The organism is uncultured Thalassolituus sp. (assembly GCF_950066645.1).
Lineage (GTDB): Bacteria > Pseudomonadota > Gammaproteobacteria > Pseudomonadales > Oceanobacteraceae > Thalassolituus.
This window is the reverse complement of sequence record NZ_CATMFB010000005.1, coordinates 164,520-182,995: the sequence shown is the minus strand read 5'-3', so window position 1 is coordinate 182,995 and position 18,476 is coordinate 164,520. Positions and strand designations below refer to the sequence as shown.

At 52.8% G+C, this 18,476-nt stretch carries 19 protein-coding genes and 2 tRNA genes; 13 read left to right on the top strand and 8 right to left on the bottom strand.

The window, feature by feature from the left end:
• The first annotated feature begins 11 nt into the window (after positions 1 to 11).
• From dapA to Q1L85_RS06540, 5 genes are all read left to right on the top strand, one after another.
• A complete protein-coding gene (gene dapA, locus Q1L85_RS06560) occupies positions 12 to 887 on the top strand; it encodes a 4-hydroxy-tetrahydrodipicolinate synthase (protein ID WP_300428124.1) in 876 nt (291 codons plus the stop codon).
• 9 nt (positions 888 to 896) lie between these two features.
• Positions 897 to 1,550, top strand: a complete 654-nt coding sequence (bamC, locus tag Q1L85_RS06555) for an outer membrane protein assembly factor BamC (RefSeq protein WP_300428125.1) — start codon at positions 897 to 899, stop codon at positions 1,548 to 1,550.
• A complete protein-coding gene (locus Q1L85_RS06550; RefSeq protein WP_300428126.1) occupies positions 1,547 to 2,314 on the top strand; it encodes an MBL fold metallo-hydrolase in 768 nt (255 codons plus the stop codon). The genes bamC and Q1L85_RS06550 overlap by 4 nt, the downstream gene beginning before the upstream one ends.
• 55 nt (positions 2,315 to 2,369) lie before the next feature.
• Complete coding sequence (gene purC / locus Q1L85_RS06545) at positions 2,370 to 3,080, top strand: phosphoribosylaminoimidazolesuccinocarboxamide synthase (RefSeq protein ID WP_300428127.1); 711 nt, start codon at positions 2,370 to 2,372, stop codon at positions 3,078 to 3,080.
• A gap of 137 nt (positions 3,081 to 3,217) precedes the next feature.
• Positions 3,218 to 3,970, top strand: a complete 753-nt coding sequence (locus Q1L85_RS06540; protein ID WP_300428129.1) for a TIGR04219 family outer membrane beta-barrel protein — start codon at positions 3,218 to 3,220, stop codon at positions 3,968 to 3,970.
• A gap of 71 nt (positions 3,971 to 4,041) precedes the next feature.
• On the opposite strand, the gene Q1L85_RS06535 is transcribed toward Q1L85_RS06540, so the two are convergent.
• Positions 4,042 to 4,869, bottom strand: coding sequence for a hypothetical protein (locus tag Q1L85_RS06535; protein WP_300428130.1), 828 nt, complete (start codon positions 4,867 to 4,869; stop codon positions 4,042 to 4,044).
• 154 nt (positions 4,870 to 5,023) lie between these two features.
• On the opposite strand from Q1L85_RS06535, the gene Q1L85_RS06530 reads away from it, so the two are divergent.
• Together Q1L85_RS06530 and Q1L85_RS06525 are read left to right on the top strand one after the other, a co-directional pair.
• Entirely contained in the window at positions 5,024 to 5,236 is a 213-nt protein-coding gene (locus Q1L85_RS06530; RefSeq protein WP_300428131.1) for a hypothetical protein, read from the top strand.
• A complete protein-coding gene (locus Q1L85_RS06525; protein ID WP_300428132.1) occupies positions 5,226 to 5,987 on the top strand; it encodes an FKBP-type peptidyl-prolyl cis-trans isomerase in 762 nt (253 codons plus the stop codon). Before Q1L85_RS06530 ends, Q1L85_RS06525 begins: the two co-directional genes overlap by 11 nt.
• Positions 5,988 to 6,046: 59 nt before the next feature.
• On the opposite strand, the gene Q1L85_RS06520 is transcribed toward Q1L85_RS06525, so the two are convergent.
• The 4 genes from Q1L85_RS06520 to galU all read right to left on the bottom strand — a co-directional run bounded on the left by Q1L85_RS06520 (position 6,047) and on the right by galU (position 7,567).
• Positions 6,047 to 6,298, bottom strand: a complete 252-nt coding sequence (locus Q1L85_RS06520) for a hypothetical protein (protein ID WP_300428133.1) — start codon at positions 6,296 to 6,298, stop codon at positions 6,047 to 6,049.
• A gap of 107 nt (positions 6,299 to 6,405) precedes the next feature.
• Positions 6,406 to 6,482 (bottom strand) — tRNA-Pro (locus Q1L85_RS06515).
• 10 nt (positions 6,483 to 6,492) lie between these two features.
• Positions 6,493 to 6,568: transfer RNA gene (locus Q1L85_RS06510), tRNA-Asn, on the bottom strand.
• Between the two features lie 162 nt (positions 6,569 to 6,730).
• Complete coding sequence (galU, locus tag Q1L85_RS06505; RefSeq protein ID WP_300424904.1) at positions 6,731 to 7,567, bottom strand: UTP--glucose-1-phosphate uridylyltransferase GalU; 837 nt, start codon at positions 7,565 to 7,567, stop codon at positions 6,731 to 6,733.
• Positions 7,568 to 7,896: 329 nt separating this feature from the next.
• Between galU and zwf the strand changes: the two genes are divergently transcribed.
• The 5 genes from zwf (at position 7,897) to Q1L85_RS06480 (ending at position 14,376) form a co-directional block, all read left to right on the top strand.
• Positions 7,897 to 9,354 (top strand): glucose-6-phosphate dehydrogenase, encoded by a 1,458-nt coding sequence (gene zwf / locus Q1L85_RS06500; RefSeq protein WP_300424906.1) that lies wholly within the window; start codon positions 7,897 to 7,899, stop codon positions 9,352 to 9,354.
• Between the two features lie 66 nt (positions 9,355 to 9,420).
• Positions 9,421 to 10,122, top strand: coding sequence for a 6-phosphogluconolactonase (gene pgl / locus Q1L85_RS06495; protein WP_300424907.1), 702 nt, complete (start codon positions 9,421 to 9,423; stop codon positions 10,120 to 10,122).
• A 1-nt stretch (position 10,123) separates the two neighbouring features.
• Positions 10,124 to 11,950: a phosphogluconate dehydratase gene (gene edd / locus Q1L85_RS06490; protein ID WP_300424908.1), complete on the top strand. Its 1,827-nt coding sequence runs from the start codon at positions 10,124 to 10,126 to the stop codon at positions 11,948 to 11,950.
• Between the two features lie 4 nt (positions 11,951 to 11,954).
• Positions 11,955 to 12,569: a bifunctional 4-hydroxy-2-oxoglutarate aldolase/2-dehydro-3-deoxy-phosphogluconate aldolase gene (gene eda, locus Q1L85_RS06485; RefSeq protein ID WP_300424909.1), complete on the top strand. Its 615-nt coding sequence runs from the start codon at positions 11,955 to 11,957 to the stop codon at positions 12,567 to 12,569.
• Between the two features lie 49 nt (positions 12,570 to 12,618).
• Complete coding sequence (locus tag Q1L85_RS06480) at positions 12,619 to 14,376, top strand: sugar phosphorylase (protein WP_300424910.1); 1,758 nt, start codon at positions 12,619 to 12,621, stop codon at positions 14,374 to 14,376.
• Between the two features lie 42 nt (positions 14,377 to 14,418).
• Here Q1L85_RS06480 and Q1L85_RS06475 read toward each other — a convergent pair whose 3' ends face one another.
• From Q1L85_RS06475 to Q1L85_RS06465, 3 genes are read right to left on the bottom strand one after another with little or no spacing between them, the layout of a single operon-like run.
• The gene (locus tag Q1L85_RS06475; protein WP_300424911.1) at positions 14,419 to 15,633 is read right to left on the bottom strand and encodes a glycosyl transferase; all 1,215 of its coding nucleotides are present in this window, start codon (positions 15,631 to 15,633) and stop codon (positions 14,419 to 14,421) included.
• Positions 15,634 to 15,685: 52 nt separating this feature from the next.
• Entirely contained in the window at positions 15,686 to 16,477 is a 792-nt protein-coding gene (locus Q1L85_RS06470; RefSeq protein WP_300424912.1) for an HAD-IIB family hydrolase, read from the bottom strand.
• Positions 16,474 to 17,412, bottom strand: a complete 939-nt coding sequence (locus tag Q1L85_RS06465; RefSeq protein WP_300424913.1) for a hypothetical protein — start codon at positions 17,410 to 17,412, stop codon at positions 16,474 to 16,476. Before Q1L85_RS06465 ends, Q1L85_RS06470 begins: the two co-directional genes overlap by 4 nt.
• A gap of 214 nt (positions 17,413 to 17,626) precedes the next feature.
• Here Q1L85_RS06465 and Q1L85_RS06460 point away from each other — a divergent pair, with 214 nt between their 5' ends.
• The gene (locus tag Q1L85_RS06460; protein ID WP_300424914.1) at positions 17,627 to 18,475 is read left to right on the top strand and encodes a prephenate dehydratase; all 849 of its coding nucleotides are present in this window, start codon (positions 17,627 to 17,629) and stop codon (positions 18,473 to 18,475) included.
• The last annotated feature ends 1 nt before the right edge of the window (position 18,476 follow it).

Here is an 18,476-nt window from a genome sequence, read left to right as displayed (position 1 = left end):
GACTTCCTCAGATGATTACCGGCAGTATCGTTGCTCTCATTACTCCAATGCACGCAGATGGCGGCGTTGATTGGGAGAACCTTGATCGGCTTGTGGAATTCCACATCAAGGAAGGCACAGATGCGATTGTCGCCGTCGGCACGACAGGCGAGTCAGCCACCCTTACAACGGATGAGCATGTTGGCGTTATCGAACGTGTCGTAAAAACCACCGCAGGACGTCGTCCTGTGATTGCAGGTACCGGGGCTAACAACACGGTAGAAGCAATCGAACTGACGCAGGAAGCTAAGCGCGTTGGCGCTGATGCCTGTCTGTTAGTGACTCCTTATTACAATAAGCCACCTCAGCGTGCTCTGATTAAGCATCATGAAGCTATCGCGTCGGCGGTTGATATCCCTCAGTGGCTGTATAACGTTCCCGGCCGTACGGCCGTCGATATGCTGCCAGAAACGGTTGCCGCTCTGGCTGATATTCCGCAGATCACTGCTGTGAAAGAAGCCACGGGCGACATGGAGCGCGCGCGTCGTCTTATCGAACTTGTGGGTGACCGTATGGCGGTCTATTCCGGCGATGATGAAACGGCGTACGAACTGATTCTGCTGGGTGGTAAAGGCAATATTTCTGTGACAGCAAACGTTGCACCGGCCATGATGCATGAACTCTGCATGCTGGCGCTGGATGGCAAAGCGGATGAAGCCCGCGCGCTGAACCAGAAACTGATGAATCTTCATAACTCAATGTTCGTTGAAGCGAACCCGATCCCGGTTAAATGGGCGTTACACCGTATGAACCGGTGTGACACTGGTATCCGCCTGCCATTGGTAGAGCTGGATAACGCCCTCAAACCTAAGGTCGAGCTGGCGCTGACAGAACTGGGCATTATCTGACGGACAACAATGCGAACTTTTCTTCTCCTGCCGCTGGTGTTTATCAGCGGCTGCAGCTGGATCTTTGGTGATACCTTTCACAACCGCGCGCTGGATTACCGGCAGGCAGAAGAGGCGGCCGCAACCCGTCTTCCTGACGGCATCAACCTGAGCACTTATGACAGGTATCCGATTCCTGATGAAGGCAAAGACGGAGATCTTGGAGAAGAGTTCAGGGTGCCGGTACCGGTCGCTCTTGAGCTTGCAGAAGCCGCGGACGAGCAGGCAACAACGCTGAGCGAATACCGTAGTTTCGCACTGAACCCGCGTCTGGACCGGGATGGCGCAGGTACTGAGATTCTGTCCCTCGATTCGTCCTTTGCGGTGTCCTGGGCACGTGTTGCGGATGCACTTACGGCGTCTTCCCTGAAGGTCAGTGACCTCAACCGCAGTCTTGCTGTCTACTACCTGGACCTGCCTAACCCTGAAGCTGAGAATGATGAACGCAGCTGGTGGGGGAAGCTCTGGGGTAAACGTATTGAGCCTGAAGTGACTTACGAGCTGAGAATGGTTCGTTCTGGCAATGGTGTCTATCTGACGCTGCTGCAGGACGCAGATACACTGGCAGATGCTGGCCTGACCCGGACTGTGCTGAAAGAAATTTACGACCAACTGGTGAAGTGAGATACATTTCCCTCGGCAGTGGCAGTCGCGGAAATGCGACACTGGTTCACTGCGGTGCCCACGCTATTCTTATCGACAGCGGCTTTTCCCGTAAGGTACTGCTGCAGCGCCTTGCGGCTGCAGAAATAGATCTGTCAGTGATCAGAGCTGCGTTCGTTACCCATGAGCATAGCGACCACGCAAAGGGCATTACCTCCTTCTGTGAGCATCTCAACATTCCGTTTTACGCGTCCTTCGGGACGGCACGTAAAATGGAGTGGACGGCGCATCCTCTCTGGCAATGTATCGGAGCCGGGGCGGCCGTTCAGATTGGCAGTCTGGCAGTGACCCCCGTTGTCGTTCCGCATGACGCTCATGAGCCTCTTCAGTTTGTGATTGAGAATGCACAAGGCCTGAGGCTTGGTATACTATCCGACCTTGGCGCAGTGACCCCCCATATTGTGGGTGCTTATCAGGGCTGCCACGCATTGCAGGTTGAGGCAAATCACGATCCCGGAATGCTTGAAACCGGGCCGTATCCACCGGTTCTGAGAGCCAGGGTCGCAGGGGATTACGGTCACCTCAGCAATGCTCAGTGTGCAGACTTCATTGCCCGGGTTCGCTGGCCCGGGCTCCGGTTCGTGACGGCCGGCCATATCAGCGAAAAGAACAATGACCGGAATCTGGTACGCCAGATTCTGGCGCCTGTGCTGGAATGTCACCCGGATGAGGTACACCTTCTGGAGCAGGATGACCTGTCAGGCTGGTTCAGCCTGGCGGACTGAATTTACATTAACGAATACCGGCACGCCCGGTGAAACCAGTTTTCCGGAGAAACCTATGGAAAAGCGCGAACTACTTTACTCAGGCAAAGCAAAGTCTGTGTACACCACTGATGACCAGGATTACATGGTGCTTGAGTTCCGTAATGACACTTCTGCGTTTGACGGCAAGAAAGTAGAGCAGCTGGACCGTAAAGGTATGGTGAACAATAAGTTCAATGCCTTCATTATGAGCAAGCTGGCGGAAGCTGGCATTCCTACCCACTTCGAAAAACTGCTCTCCGATACGGATTCGTTGGTTAAGCGTCTCGATATGGTGCCGCTGGAGTGTGTTGTCCGTAACGTTGCCGCGGGAAGCCTGGTACGTCGTCTTGGGGTGGAAGAAGGTAAAGACCTTAACCCGCCTACGTTTGAGCTCTTCCTGAAAAATGATGCGCTGGGCGACCCTATGGTTAACGAGTATCACGCCCGTTCTTTTGGTTGGGCTGAAGAGGCGACCATTGAGAAAATGAAAGAGCTGACCTTCAAGGTGAATACAGTCCTTAAGCAGCTTTTCCTGGATGGCGATATGCTGCTGGTCGACTACAAGCTGGAATTCGGTATTTTCAACGGTGAAGTCGTACTGGGTGACGAGTTTTCGCCGGACGGCTGCCGTCTCTGGGATAAGAACACCCGCGAAAAACTGGATAAAGACCGCTTCCGCCAGGGGCTGGGTGGTGTTGTAGAAGCTTATGAAGAAGTAGGTCGTCGCCTGGGTATCCAGTTCTGATAAATACGTCTCTCAATGTGACTGTGCCAACGTTTTTTTATTGAAACGTTGGCATTTTATTATGCTGTGTGCCAATTTATCACAGCAGTAACACAGTAAGAGTGTTGCGGAACACGACATAAGAACAGGAAATTCCAATGAAAAAAACAGCACTTGCGGCGTTTCTGGTCGCGATGACACCGGTGGCTTCTCACGCCGATCTTCTTTTTACGGTAGGCGCAAAAGCCAATATGTGGAGCCCTGAGCCATCTGGTCAGATTGACGAAGGTGTTTCTGTTGATGAGTCTGCTAATGGTCTTGGCCTGGACGGTGAAAGTGGCACTCAGATGACAGTGTTCTTTGAGCATCCCATTCCTATGCTGCCAAATGTACGCCTGCGTCAGACCAGTCTTGATATGACAGGCGACGGCACTCTGTTTACAGAGTTCAACGGTCAGGTCTTTGCTGGCAATATCGATAGTGAATTAGACCTGTCGCATACAGATGCTACTTTTTACTGGGGCTTACCGCTGCCGATTCCTTACGTAGATGTGAATTTCGGTCTGACTGCGCGTATGTTCGATGGCTACGCCAAAGTGCAGTCGGATGTTCAGACAGAAGAAGTTGATCTGGACTTCGCGTTACCTATGGGCTTCCTGGAAGCACAGGTAGGTTCGCCGTTTGGTCTGTATGCTCAGGCAGAATTCAATGCGATTGGCTACGACGGTAACTCTCTGACCGATATGTCTTTCACGGTCGGTTATGACCTGCCGGTCCCTGTCGTGGATCTGGGACTTGAAGTCGGCCATCGTACACTGTCGATGAAAACCGATGCAGATACGACCGATATTGAAACTGATTTCGATGTATCGGGTCTGTTCTACGGTGCTTCACTGGCATTTGGTTTCTGAGTCTCAACGCGAGAACAGAACATAAAAAAACGAGCCTTATGGCTCGTTTTTTTATGGGTAGCAGATCAGGATTACTTATCTTCCCTGACAAACTCTGCCAGTACGGAATCAGTGCCCCGGTGGCCGATCACGACACTGACAATATCACTACGGATGGCATGAATCGGATGCTGGCGGTACTGGTGTTCCAGGCGGCAACGTTGCAGCGGGCAGAATCGAAAACCGATCTGCATCGTCAGTGCCCGTTCATTCGTGAACTCGTATGCCTTTTCCGGACTGACGTGCCAGCTGATATCTTCGAACAGACCCGGTTCCCAGCGCCAGCTGCTCTGCATGGTGACCAGCGATGGATAATCCTTGAAATTAAGAGCTGCAGCGACCCAACGCTGCCCGTCTTCTTTTTCGACTGTCTGTGACAGGCGATTCAGCTCAGTCTCATTTTTCAGCGTAAATTCCAGAACTGACTTGGCAATCTGACCCGGTTGGTAGGCTGCATTCTCGTCGGGGAAGATGGCGCTGTAGACCTTGCTGTTGGGCAGATTGCGCATGCCGACGATGACAAAACTTTGCTTACCGGCGCCATAGTTGTATTTCGCTGCCTGCAGCTCGAACTCAACAAAGCGGGTGGTGCCGGCACGCAACTCCTTGGTCAGCTTGCCTTCGAAGAGTCCATCAATCATCGCGTCATCAAGGTAGTTGCTTGCGTCCCACGCTTCTCTGGCTTCGTTAAGGCGACTCTGAATTCGCGCATCGCGCTCTGCAGCCAGTCGCTCAGCTTCCTTGCGGGCTTCCTCCAGTCGTTGAGCTTCAAGCAGTTGTTGCCTGAGGAGTTCTTCTTTGGATGGGCCGCAGCCCGCAATTGTGAGCAGACACAGCAGCAAAGTAACGAGGCGAATCATGGTGAATCCTTGTAAATTTTGAGCATGATTATAACGGGCTGACAGCGGAATGTGGGACTTTTGTCACGACTTGCATCATCGGTGGCTACAGTGGACAAAGCTGCATGTCTGTGACACCCTTCAGACAGCTTTTTTTCTGCCAGAGGAGCAGAGGATGCGTCTGAGTGTGTTATTAATTCTGGTGGTCGTAGCTGGCTGTAACTGGGGGAGGGAGTCGCCTCTGACCAATATCAAGGATGCAGAGTTACGCAAGCAGAATTACCGGTGCCAGATGGCTGGAGAGCTGTCGGCAGCGGAGATTCAGATTTGCAAGAATATCCGTCGTGAATGCGACAAGCGGGCAAGCAAAGGAAATTATGTTTGCTGACCGTGAGGTGTTTCCGGGGATGACCCGTGTGTATTTTAATGACCAGCAGGAAATAGTAATGAAGCTTGTAAAAATCGTTCCAGCCATCGCGCTGGGTACACTGTTATTGACCGGTTGTGGTCAGGAGGAAAAAGTGAAGTTAGAAACCAATGCTCAGAAAATGAGTTACGGTATCGGCCTGAATATTGGCCGCCAGATGCAGCGTGAAGGCGCCGAGCTTGACGCTGATGCAATCGCTGCGGGTATCCGTGATGTGATGGCTGGTGCTGAAGAGCGTCTGAGCATGGAAGAAATTCAGTCTGCGTTCATGGCAATGCAGGAAGAAGCCGAGCGCAAGCAGAAAGCGCTTGATGATGAAGCTGCTCAGGCCAGCAAAGATTTCCTGGCTGAAAACGGTAAGCGTGAAGGCGTGAAAACGACTGAGTCTGGTCTGCAGTACGAAGTGATGACTGCCGTAGAAGAAGGTGAGTCACCAGCAGCGACTGATCGTGTTCGTGTGCACTACCACGGTACTCTGATTTCTGGTGAAGTATTTGACAGCTCTGTAGAGCGTGGCGAGCCAGCAGAATTCCCGGTTAACGGTGTTATCCGTGGTTGGATTGAAGCCCTGCAGCTGATGAAGCCTGGCGAGAAGTGGAAGCTGTTCATCCCTGCGGAGCTGGCGTACGGCGCACGTAGCCCAAGCCCTGCAATTCCAGCCAACTCTGCGCTGGTATTTGAAGTTGAGCTGCTGGAAATCGTTAAAGACTGATTTCTGCTGCACAATAGAAAAAGCCCGCATCAGCGGGCTTTTTTGTGCCTGTCGACTGTTCAGTCAGCGACGGCTTCTTCTGCTTCTTTGCAGGTATCTTCAAGTGCGTCTTTTCTCAGGCCGCAGACATTCATATGCTCGAGGGTCCGCTCGAGGCTTTCCAGCTGTTGATCACTCAGACGGGTGACAGAACCACAGACCCGGCAAGTGATCTTACGCTCATCACGGATCACGGCAGCGGGTCTGGAGGTGTAGGATTTGCACTCAGCGCAGGGGAGTGGATACTGAACGACGGCTGCTACTAAAGACATAAACTACCACAACAAAAGCTTACTGTTGGGCGTAATTTATACAACAAAATGAGAACTATTTGAAGTTTGAAAAGGGGGACAAAAGAAGACAATGCAGGAAATCTTGATGGTCGGGGTAGAGAGATTCGAACTCCCGACATCCTGGTCCCAAACCAGGCGCGCTACCAGACTGCGCTATACCCCGAATGCTGTGTTGGCTCCCCGAGCTGGACTTGAACCAGCGACCAACGGATTAACAGTCCGCTGCTCTACCGACTGAGCTATCGGGGAACATCTCAACAGCGGGACGAATATTACGGATATCGCTGTGGTGAGTCAACACTTTTTTTAGGAGAAAAGTGAAGAAAAAACAAAAAGATAGCGTAGGCGTGAGGCTTCGGTCAGGAGTCCGGCAGGGCATTCTTAGCCTCTGCCGGAGATACGTCGAGAAAATCAGCTGCCTTTCTTGAAGATGTTCTCGTAAACGTAGTTTGTGGCTTCAACAAACCCGTCGATACTGCCGCAGTCAAAACGCTTACCGCGGAACTTGTATGCGAGTACACAACCTTCCTGAGCCTGCTTCAGCAGAGCATCGGTGATCTGTACTTCACCGTTTTTGCCAGGAGCGGTGTTTTCGATCTTGTCGAAAATATCTGGGGTCAGAATGTAACGGCCGATGATAGCCAGATTACTTGGCGCGTCTTCTTTGGCTGGCTTCTCTACCATGTCAGTGACTTTGTAGAGACCATTTTTCATTTCTTCGCCAGCAATCACGCCGTACTTATGTACTTCATCTTCAGGCACTTCCTGAACGGCAACGATGGAGCAGCGGAACTGTTTGAAGATTTTTACCATCTGAGCCAGAACGCCTTCGCCGTCTTCATCCGGTACGCACAGGTCATCGGCGAGAACAACGGCAAATGGCTCATCGCCCATCAGGTACTTACCGGAGAGAATGGCGTGGCCCAGGCCTTTCATGTGGTTCTGGCGCTTGAATGCGAACTCATTGTGGTCAATCAGTTTACGGATTGAGTTAAGCAGGCCTTCTTTACCTGTACCTTCGATTTCCTTTTCGAGCTCGTATGAAATATCGAAATGGTCAGCAATGGCACGCTTACCTCGACCAGTAATAAAACCAATGCGGTTCATTCCTGCTTCTGCGGCTTCTTCTACGCCATACTGTACGAGCGGTTTGTTAACGATCGGGAGCATTTCCTTAGGCATTGCTTTCGTCGCAGGGAGGAAGCGTGTGCCATAGCCAGCGACCGGGAAGAGACATTTGCGGATCATCGGGATCTTTCCTTGTTCAGACATAGTAATCAGGTACCTCTTTACTGCGGCAGATTATGGCAGATTTGTTACGTTTTTGCGTCATTGGCCGGTGCCGCCGTGAAAAATTTTCGGGCAGAGAACTTCCCGTCCTGAATCATGTTGGTGCAAGTATGATGCCGACGGTACAGAATCTGCTTATCTTGACTAATATGACATTAAGGCCCGATAAAATCAGGGCTCAGCTGATCGGGCAGGAAGGTCAGGTCGGTTGAAACGGGTGTAAGAGAAGAATTGCCGATATCTGAGGTGTTTCTCGTTGCACTGAAAAGTAACACTGGAGGTAAGTGATGCACATAAATGCACCGTTTGAACTTGTTCTCTTTGGTGGTCTGGGTGACCTGGCGCTGCGTAAGCTGATGCCGGCTCTTTATATGTTGCATCGGGATGGTCGTCTGCCCGACGGTGTGATCTATGCTGTGACGCGTCAGGACATGGAGCGTGGGGACTTTTCCCGCGTGATAGAGAAGTCTCTGAAGTCGCACATCGGCAACGAGTATCTGGAGCTGGAAGTACTTGATGCGTTTATCGCTAAAGTTCAGTGCCTGACAATGGATGTCACGGATGAGGGGGCGTACAAAGCGCTCCGTAAAACCTTCTCACAGGAAGACAGCAATCGTCTCTACTACATGGCCACCGGCTCTGATCTCTATACCCCGGTGTGCAGGGGTCTGCACAGTGCGGGTCTGATCACTCCACAAAGTAAGATTGTTCTGGAAAAGCCGATCGGGCATGACCTGGCATCGGCCAGGGCGATCAACGATACGGTGGCTGAGTTTTTTAAAGAGAATCAGATTTACCGCATTGATCACTACCTTGGAAAAGAAACCGTACAGAACCTGATGGTGTTGCGATTCGCTAACTCACTGTTTGAATCACAGTGGAACCAGCATTACATCGACCATATTCAGATCACTATCTCTGAATCACTGGGGGTTGAAAAGCGAGCGGGCTTTTATGAGCACGTTGGCGCCATGCGCGATATGTTTCAGAACCATCTGCTGCAGCTGCTCTGCATCACTGCGATGGAGCCGCCCGCGAGGCTGGAGCCGGACGCCGTTCGCGATGAAAAAGTCAAAGTGCTGCGGGCACTTAAGCCGATTACCGGTAATCTTATATCCGATAATGTGGTACGGGGGCAGTACGATGCGGGCGTTGCCGATGGCAAAGCCGTTCCGCGTTACCGGGACGAGCCAGGGGTTCACCCTAAGAGTCAGACCGAAACCTTTATCGCGGCAAAGGTTGAGATTGATAACTGGCGTTGGGCTGGTGTTCCGTTTTATCTCCGCACGGGCAAGCGACTGGCAGAACGTGCTTGTGAAATTGTTGTGCATTTTAAAGAAATTCCACACTCTATATTTCCGTTGCAGCACAAAAATACCATGGCGAATAAGCTGATATTCCGCCTGCAGCCCGATGAAGGTGTACGGCTGATGTTGTGCGAAAAACGCGTCGGTCCGGGGATGAATGTCCGGCCGATGAACCTCAGCCTGAATCCTTCCAACCACCGCCAGACGCGGGTTCCGGAAGCCTATGAACGGTTACTGTTTGACGCTCTCAGCGGCAATGCGACGCTCTTTCTGCGCAACGACGAGTTGCTTGAGGCGTGGCGCTGGGTGGATCCGATTCTCAGTTACTGGACTGAACTCGACCAACGCCCTGAACCCTATACCGCTGGCTCCTGGGGGCCAGCGGCAGCGACCCTTCTTCTCGCAAAAGATGGGCGCCTTTGGGATGAAAACAGCTGATAATGAATGAACATTTCTCCCACTGACTGTCACACTGACAGTCAGCCCGGAGTAAAGGAGGCCTTTATGGCAGAAAACCGTTTTAAATCCGCTGATGCGCTTGCAAAACAACTTGCGGAAGATCTTGCCAACCGGATTCGCGAAGCCATTGAGGCTCGGGGGAGAGTATGCATCGCAGTCAGCGGGGGCACGACGCCTGTACGTTTTTTTGAAGAGCTCTCAAAGCAGAAGCTCGACTGGAGCAAAGTGCTGATAACGCTGGTCGATGAGCGCTGGGTCGGAGAGGAGGACACCGCCAGTAATGCCCGTCTGGTGCGTCAGCACCTGCTTATGAATCAAGCGGCCGCTGCTTACTTTCTGCCGCTGAAAAATAAAAGTGCATCGCCGGTCGATGGCTTTATGGAATGTGAAAATAAACTGCATGAACAGATCACCCGACTGGATTTTGCGGTGTTAGGTATGGGCAATGATGGGCACACGGCCTCGTGGTTTCCCGGGTCTTCGTCATTGTCACGATGCCTTGATGAGAGTGCTGGCGCCTGGTGTTGTCCTGTGACGGATGAGCCAGCTGGCTTGCCTCGTATGACCCTGACGTGGGCCTTGCTGTCGAATTGCCGCCACCTGTATCTACATTTTGAGGGACAGCAGAAAAATGCTGTGTATCAGCAGGCACTGGAGGAGGAGGGCCGGACGGATATTCAGGCGATGCCGGTCCGCACGGTTCTGACTCAGTCTCAGGTTCCACTCACCATTTTCCGGAGTGAATAATATGCATCCAGTCGTTGCGGCAGTCACAGACCGTATCCGGGAACGGAGCCGGTCTCTGCGTGAGTCCTACCTCACAGACATTGCAGAGGCTGCGGCGGAGGGGCCTGTCAGGACGGGGCTCAGCTGTACGAACCTCGCTCACGATTACGCCTCAGCGACTGATGATGAAAAACTTATTCTACGCAGCAGTGTACGGGCGGCGAACATTGGTATTGTTACCGCATACAACGACGTTCTCTCGGCCCATGCGCCATACCGCCACTACCCTGAACAGATCAAGCAGGCACTCGCTGAACAGGGCCATGTCGCTCAGGTCGCGTCCGGAGTGCCAGCGATGTGTGATGGCGTCACCCAGGGGCAGAGCGGTATGGAGATGTCTCTGTTCAGTCGGGACGTCATTGCGTTGAGTACTGCAGTAGCCCTGTCTCATCAGGTGTTTGACGGTGCGCTGATGCTTGGGATCTGCGACAAAATTGTCCCGGGTCTGTTAATGGCTGCGCTCCGTTTTGGTCATCTCCCCTGCGTATTTGTACCTTCCGGTCCGATGCACAGCGGTATCAGTAATCAGGATAAAGCAAAGGTGCGGCAGGCATACGCCCGTGGCGATGTTGATGATGAAGAGTTGCTCAAAAGTGAAATGGGCAGTTATCACAGCGAAGGTACCTGTACGTTTTACGGCACTGCGAACTCGAACCAGATGCTGATGGAAATCATGGGGCTGCAGTTACCGGGCTCCTCTTTTGTTCCTCCAGGTGGCAACCTCCGGCGATTACTCACGGCTGAGGCAACCTCGGTTGTCACACGTATCACCGCGCTGGAAGCTGGCTATCTGCCCATCGGACAGATGATCGATGAGCGTTCAATGGTCAATGCGATGGTGGGGCTTCTGGCCACCGGTGGGTCGACAAACCACAGCATTCACCTGGTCGCCATCGCACGTATGGCCGGTATTCTGATCGACTGGCAGGACATGGCCGACCTTTCAGAGGTCGTTCCTTTGCTGACCCGGATGTACCCTAATGGCAGTGCCGACGTGAATGCCTTTCATGAGGCGGGAGGCATGCCATTTCTGATCCGCGAATTACTCGATGAGGGCATGTTGCATGGGGATGTCAGAACCATTCTGGGAGAAGGGCTGCAGCAGTGGTGTCAGATGCCGTATGAAGATGATAAAGGGCAGTTGGCATGGAAAGCCGTGGCGGCAGAATCCGGAGACCTGACGGTCCTGGCGCCTGCTCATGCGCCTTTCCTGCGGGAGGGCGGAATGAAACTGGTTAGCGGTAATCTTGGCCGCGCCATGATGAAAGTCTCGGCAGTACCTGACGACCGTTGGGTAATCGAAGCCCCTGCAAAAGTATTTACGGATCAGCAACAGGTACTCGACGCCTATCGCGCCGGCGATCTCAATCAGGATGTCATCGTGGTCGTTAAAGGCCAGGGGCCGCGCGCCAATGGGATGCCTGAACTGCATCAGTTAACCCCCGCACTGACCAATCTGCAGGAGCAGGGATATCGGGTAGCGCTGGTGACGGATGGTCGGTTGTCCGGAGCATCCGGTAAGGTCCCTGCAGCGATTCACCTGTGCCCGGAGGCACTGACGGATGGGCCTGTGCATGCGGTCAGAGACGGAGACATGATTTGTCTTGATGGACACAAAGGGCTGCTGCAGGTTATTACCCCCGGGTTTGAACAGCGGCTTACGGAGGAAGTACGTGCTCCGCTGGATGTGTCTGCCAGTCGCAAAGGCAACGGTCGCGAACTTTTTCAGGGCTTCCGGATGTTGGCGGGACCCGCCGATCAGGGAGCCATCAGTCTTGGATGGGAGTAAGTCTATGTGGGATCTCTGGTTGCAGCGCACAAAGCCCGTCGTGCCTGTCATCGTAATAAATGATCTGGATGATGCTGTGCCTATGGCGCAGGCGCTGGTCGATGGTGGTGTTCATCTGCTTGAGGTGACTCTCCGCACAGAGCATGGTCTGGAAGCAATCCGGGACATCCGTGCCAATGTCCCTGAAGCGATCGTCGGTGTCGGGACAGTGACGAGTACGCAGCAGTTCCATGATGCACTGAAAGTGGGCGCTGAGTTTGTTGTCACCCCTGGATTTACGGCAAGCCTGCTGCAATGTGCTCAGGAGTGGGGAGGCCCATTTCTGCCCGGTGTTGCAACGACCAGTGAAGTCATGCAGGTTCGGGAAGCCGGTTTCAGCCGGATGAAGTTCTTCCCTGCAGCTGCCGCAGGTGGCAGGGACATGCTCCGGTCTATCGGTGGCCCTCTGGGGGATGTGTCATTCTGCCCGACCGGCGGGATTGGTGCAGAGACCTATGGCGATTATCTCGAATTAAACAATGTTTTCGCGGTCGGGGGCAGCTGGCTCACGCCCGAGAAGCTGATGTCGGCACGGAATTGGCAAGGAATTAAGGACATCGCAGACGCCGTCCGGTCATAATTCACCGGCTTGGCTGCACTGAAATTCATCAGGCGTCAGAGGACAATCAATGACTGAGGCAGCATTGCAACAGTTCACTCACCGGGTAAAAAATATTTACGGTGATATGCAGGATGCAGGGCTGGTCGCCCGCGAAATACACACCATCTGCCAACACTTCTGCGAAAAAACCGGTCGCACTCACCGGGAGGAGGCCGTGCCAGCGGGCGCTGAACGCTGGAGTCAGGAAGACGTAATTCTGATTACTTACGGCAACAGCGTGCAGAAAGCGGATGAAATGCCGATGGCAACGCTGACACATTTTCTGAAAGAGCGGCTCGCCGAAGTCGTAAACTCGGTCCATATTCTGCCATTTTTTCCGTATAGCTCAGACGATGGTTTTTCGGTGATCGACTATTACATGGTGAATCCAGAGTGGGGTGACTGGAACCATGTAGCCGATATTGCCGCAGATTTTGATCTGATGATCGATCTTGTGATTAACCACTGCTCCCGTGAGAACCTCTGGTTCGTCGATTATATTGCCAACCGTGAGCCGTACAGCGACTATTTTATTGAAGTCGATCCGGCGACGGATGTATCCCTGGTGACCCGACCGCGCAATACACCTTTGTTAACCCCTGTGCATACCCACCGTGGCGTCAGACATGTCTGGGCGACATTTTCAGAAGATCAGATTGATCTGAATTTTGCCAATCCACAGGTGCTGTTCGAATTTATAAAAATTTACCTGATGTACATCGAACAGGGGGCCCGGTTTATCCGACTGGATGCGGTGGCGTTTCTCTGGAAGCAGATCGGGACGACCTGTCTTCACCTGAGTCAGACGCACGAGGCCGTTAAACTTCTTCGTGATGTCGTGAATTTTGTGGCGCCAGAAGTCGTCGTGATCACAGAAACTAATGTCCCGGTCAAAGAGAACCTCAGCTACTTCGGTCAGTCTGACGAAGCTCATATGGTGTATCAGTTCGGTCTGCCGCCTCTGGTATTACACGCGCTGAATCGTGGAAATGCCTCTTTTCTGAGTGACTGGGCAGATGCGATTCCTCCGTTACCAGAGGGGTGCTCGTATCTTAATTTCACCGCCTCCCATGACGGTATTGGTGTTCGTCCGGTTGAAGGTCTGCTGCCAGAGCGGGAAGTCCAGGATCTGATTGACTGCATGCACCGCTTCGGTGGCTTTGTCAGCATGAAGGCAAACAGTGATGGGACAGAGAGCCCCTACGAAATTAATATTACATTGTTCGATGCCTGTATGGGCACACGCCGGGGGGTTGATCACCATCAGGTTCAGCGTTTCCTCTGTTCGCAGGCTATTATGCTGGCCATGCAGGGAATCCCGGCAGTGTATATTCACAGCCTTACGGCGTCGCCGAATGATCTTGCCCGGGTTGAGCAGACCGGGCGTACGCGTTCTATTAACCGCAGGATCTGGGAAAAGAATGAGTTGGACTACCTGTTAGGTAATCCGGTAACGCACCAGGCCGAGGTGTTTACTGCGTTATCCCGTATGATAAAAATACGTCGTAAGCAACCGGCATTTCATCCTGATGCACGCCAGGATGTGGTGAAGATCAATACCGACCTCTTTATTCTGATAAGAAGCTGTGGTGAATCCGGACAACGCGTATTTGCGATCTCCAATGTCACAGAGCGAATTCTGAATCTGCCTCTCGCCAGTCTCGGATTTATGGAAAGTGGTTTGACGGATCTGTTGTCACTTGAGGAATCGGTGGTGGGAGACGAGCTGACTCTCTATCCGTATCAGACGGTCTGGCTCTGTCGCGACAGTGATGCAGTAAGATAAGAAAAGGAAAGCGACCCGCCGTTGGCGGGTCGCGCAGAGCAATCAGCCCGCGTTATCTTCTTCAACCGCCTCGTACAGGCGATCAAGAATATCAGGCACTGCTGAAATAACCCGGTTCCAGCTTGGAATGAACGGCGTTTCCATCGGGTTAGCCAGAAAGTATTCGCCAGCATTCATGATATTTTCTGCAAACATCTCCACTGCGCGTTCTTCGGCATGACGATCCAGATTCAGACCATTCATACGTGCATCGTTGTAATAGGTTTCAATAAAGTCGAGCGCGATGCGGAAGTAGGTCGCCTTGATGGTACGGAAGGTTTCGTTCGAGAAAACTTCGCCCTGGGTGGCGAGTTTACGGAAAATTGCCTTACAGATATCCATGCTCATTTTTGACAAGCCCGCGTTTGCATCTTCCTGAGACAGCGGCTGATGCTTGTGGTCATAAACATCGGCAATATCGACCTGACAAATGCGGTTTGTAGAATAATTCCGCTTCATTTCAGACAGGACGCCAATTTCCAGCCCCCAGTCGCTTGGGATGCGGATGTCGTTAAGTGCATCTGTGCGCATGGAGAATTCGCCGGATAGCGGATAGCGGAAACTGTCGAGGTACTCGAGGAAGTCCAGCCCACCATAGATTTTTTTCAGAGCCCGTAACAGCGGGGTGACAAGGAGGCGGCTGACGCGGCCATTCATTTTCTGGTCAGCAATACGGGTGTAATAGCCTTTGGCAAATACATAGTTGAAACCAGGGTTCGCGACCGGGTATACCAGACGCGCAAGCAGGCTACGGTCGTAGGTCACGATATCGCAATCGTGCAGCGCTACCGACTCTGCCCGCCCTGAAGCCAGAACATAGCCATAGCAGTACCAGACGTTCCGTCCTTTACCCAGCTCAGTGGGTGCCAGTCCTTTCTCCTGCAGCATGGCATCAATTTTCTGAAGACGCGGGCCGTCGTTCCAGAGAATACGGTGATGTTGAGGGAGTCGTGAGAAAAAATGCTTGGCGTGTTCGTATTGCTTTTCGTCAGCCCGGTCGAGGCCGATGACAATCTCATTCAGGTAAGGCACCTGAGCAACTTCCTTGATGATGTTGTCGAGGGCAGGGCCTTCAAGTTCAGAATAAAGTGAGGGCAGTACCAGTGACATAGGGCGAAGACGCGAAAAGCTCATCAGCTCTTTTTCCATGTCCTCCAGTGGGCGGTCCACCAGGTTGTGCAGAGTTGTTACTATCCCGTTCTGATAAAAATCAGCCACTTAAATCTCCTTAATCAGTCTTCAGACTGTGTATTATTTTCAGAGTCAGCGCTTATTGCGCCAGCAGTTTATTCAGCAGAGGGCCCATGACCTGTTGCCAGCCTTTGGGGCCCTCGGACGGCGCAGTAACGGCCGCAGAGTTCTTTATCGTCAGTGTCGTTTTTTTGCCCGGAATCACAACCGGAAAATCAGCCGCTTCGAGCATACCCACGTCGTTACCGCCATCTCCAAGAGCAATTGTGATGACATCCCGGCCAGTACTCTGGCGGTAATAATCGGCGACCTTTTTCATACCATCCGCTTTATCTGTCTGATTCATAACATGGTAGAAACGCCCACCCTGAACCAGACGCAAACCGTGGTGTTCAATCGCCGTGGTAAATTGAAGAAGTTCTTCTTCACTGCCTTGCCAGAGCAGGGGCTCTGTTGCTTCGCGCTGTTTTGCCAGAGTCGCGTCGTCGGTATTCAGTCCTGTCACTGCAGACACTTCACTGGCAGGCATATCGTTAAATCCACGGAAACGGAAGCCGTCTTTACGCAGCTGGCTGAGGACAGACAGTATTCCGTCGTAGCCACTGCCACTGACATGCGCAACAAAGTCTCCGTCACTGTCCGGAAGATAGACGGCGCTGCCGTTTTCACAGATAAACGGGAAGGTATTCTCCATGCGTCGGCGTAACAATTTTACTTCGGCGCGTGTTTTACTGGTGTTAAGAACGAGTGGGATATGCTGCTTTTTCAGAGTCTGCAGCGCTTTTTCTGCGGGCGCGTAGGAGTAGCTGGTGTGATCCAGCAGAGTACCGTCGAGATCGGTAAAAACCAGTATCTGTTTTTCTGTTGTCATTGCGATCTACCTCCGCACGTGACTGCATCTACTTCGTGCGACTGGTTGATGTTCAGTACCAGGCTGGCGTTCGCCGGAAGCGAATCCAGTGCCTGGCGTGTCAATCGTTCATAGTGCTGAATAAAGCGTACCAGAGCCTGATCACTAAAGCTTCTGTCTGTAGTTCCCTGTGCATTGGCACGATTTTCAGTTTCCTGTTGGGAGCGCCAACGGAGAACCGCATCCATATCAGGTACTTTCAGCATAATCAGTTCATCGATCAGGTCAAACCAGTCCCGATACAGAGTGGCGAGTTGCCGGTTGACCCATTCACGCCAGCGGCCGTCGCTGTCTTCGGTGGCCTCAAGGGGGTTTAACGGCGTGGATAGCGCCTCTGCAGAGACAGGGGTGCACCCTACACACCATCCTTCAAAGATAATCAGGTCGACCGGGCCCGACACTGTGTGCCAGTCAGTGGGGGGCAGACGATCATCACTGGCTTTGTCGAACGCCGGGAATTTCAGGGTTTCCCCGCTTTTCAGTGATTTCAGTTGTTGAAACAGGCGAATCCCCAGATGAGCGTCGTGGGTTCCGGGCACCCCCCGGGTACGCAGTAACGGATGTGTCGTTTCGCCCAATGCGGCCCGCTCCGCGTGGCTGAGATACAGGTCATCGATTGAGATAACGACAACGTTCCAGTCGAATGCCTCTTTATAAATCCCTTTCAGGGCGTTGCTGAGGGTACTCTTACCCGACCCCTGACCGCCGTGGATACCAAGAATCAGAGGCGTCTGTGAGGCGGTTACCTTCTCAGCCAGCCAGGCAGCGACAGGGCACCAGAGGTCGTCCCATTGACTCAGCCAGGTCGGGGGCAGTTGACCATCAGCGGGCTTTGCCTGCTTCAGCTGCGCAACCAGTGTTTCAGACACCTTGAGTGTTCCGGGCCATAGCGACATGCTGGTTTACCTCTGCTCTGCGCCTGACAGGTGTCCGGCGTGGGTTCTGGTGATAAGGATTTCTGAATACTTATGTAGCAGGCAGTGTGCCATCTTTGCAGCCATGCCATTTCGCGCGATACTGCGCCTGTGCGTGACACCACGTGCTTCAAAATGGGGCGCAAACGTTATCTTTGTCAGTTGTGCATCATAATGGTGCTTAGAGGAACCAGAAATGAACAGGGTCGCATATCAGGGAACCGGCGGGGCATACTCCCATATGGCCTGCACGCAGGTCTTTCCAGACTGGGAACACCTCGCCTGTGAAGATTTTCTCAGTGCCTTTGATCTGGTGCAGAAGGGATTTGCAGAGCGGGCAATGATTCCTCTGGAAAACTCTACGGCAGGGCGGGTCGAAGAAATTTACCGCCTGATTCCCCGTACACAACTGTTTATTACGCGCGAGCATTTTGAGCCGGTTAATCATTGTCTTCTGGCGCGGCCTGGCGCCCGTCTCGAAGATATCCGGTCGGTAAGTTCACATCCACAGGCGCTGGCGCAATGTCATCAGCGTCTGGTCAATCTTGGTATCAAAGCCGTAGCGGCGGTAGATACTGCGGGGGCAGCCAAAGCACTGGCCGCGAGCCAGAGTAACGACAGCGGTGCCATTGCCTCACGTCTGGCTGCTGAGCTGTACGGGCTGGAGATCCTGCAGGAAAACTTTCAGGACGTGATGGGGAATACCACCCGTTTTCTCGTATTTTCCCGTGAACAGGAGCACGAACAACCGCAGCCTCAGGTGCGCTATATCACCAGCCTGATTTTTGCAGTACGTAATATCCCTGCGGCGCTGTATAAAGCGCTCGGTGGTTTTGCGACCAACGGTGTCAATATGATCAAGCTGGAGAGCTACATGGATGGCGGAACCATGGAGGCCAGCCATTTTCACCTGGATATACACGGGCATCCGGCAGATATTCCGGTGGCCAATGCGATAGAAGAACTGAGTTATTTTGCCCGCGAAGTACGCTTACTGGGCAGTTACCCGGCCCATGGTTATCGCACCCGCACGGCCTTCGTCTGAC

Coding starts and splice junctions, on each gene's coding strand:
- dapA (WP_300428124.1), top strand. CDS start 12: ATGATTACCGGCAGTATCGTTGCTCTCATTACTCCAATGCACGCAGAT.
- Q1L85_RS06540 (WP_300428129.1), top strand. CDS start 3,218: ATGAAAAAAACAGCACTTGCGGCGTTTCTGGTCGCGATGACACCGGTG.
- pgl (WP_300424907.1), top strand. CDS start 9,421: ATGGCAGAAAACCGTTTTAAATCCGCTGATGCGCTTGCAAAACAACTT.
- Q1L85_RS06525 (WP_300428132.1), top strand. CDS start 5,226: ATGTTTGCTGACCGTGAGGTGTTTCCGGGGATGACCCGTGTGTATTTT.
- Q1L85_RS06465 (WP_300424913.1), bottom strand. CDS start 17,412: ATGTCGCTATGGCCCGGAACACTCAAGGTGTCTGAAACACTGGTTGCG.
- purC (WP_300428127.1), top strand. CDS start 2,370: ATGGAAAAGCGCGAACTACTTTACTCAGGCAAAGCAAAGTCTGTGTAC.
- Q1L85_RS06520 (WP_300428133.1), bottom strand. CDS start 6,298: ATGTCTTTAGTAGCAGCCGTCGTTCAGTATCCACTCCCCTGCGCTGAG.
- bamC (WP_300428125.1), top strand. CDS start 897: ATGCGAACTTTTCTTCTCCTGCCGCTGGTGTTTATCAGCGGCTGCAGC.
- galU (WP_300424904.1), bottom strand. CDS start 7,567: ATGATCCGCAAATGTCTCTTCCCGGTCGCTGGCTATGGCACACGCTTC.
- Q1L85_RS06530 (WP_300428131.1), top strand. CDS start 5,024: ATGCGTCTGAGTGTGTTATTAATTCTGGTGGTCGTAGCTGGCTGTAAC.
- edd (WP_300424908.1), top strand. CDS start 10,124: ATGCATCCAGTCGTTGCGGCAGTCACAGACCGTATCCGGGAACGGAGC.
- zwf (WP_300424906.1), top strand. CDS start 7,897: ATGCACATAAATGCACCGTTTGAACTTGTTCTCTTTGGTGGTCTGGGT.
- Q1L85_RS06480 (WP_300424910.1), top strand. CDS start 12,619: ATGACTGAGGCAGCATTGCAACAGTTCACTCACCGGGTAAAAAATATT.
- Q1L85_RS06460 (WP_300424914.1), top strand. CDS start 17,627: ATGAACAGGGTCGCATATCAGGGAACCGGCGGGGCATACTCCCATATG.
- eda (WP_300424909.1), top strand. CDS start 11,955: ATGTGGGATCTCTGGTTGCAGCGCACAAAGCCCGTCGTGCCTGTCATC.
- Q1L85_RS06535 (WP_300428130.1), bottom strand. CDS start 4,869: ATGATTCGCCTCGTTACTTTGCTGCTGTGTCTGCTCACAATTGCGGGC.
- Q1L85_RS06470 (WP_300424912.1), bottom strand. CDS start 16,477: ATGACAACAGAAAAACAGATACTGGTTTTTACCGATCTCGACGGTACT.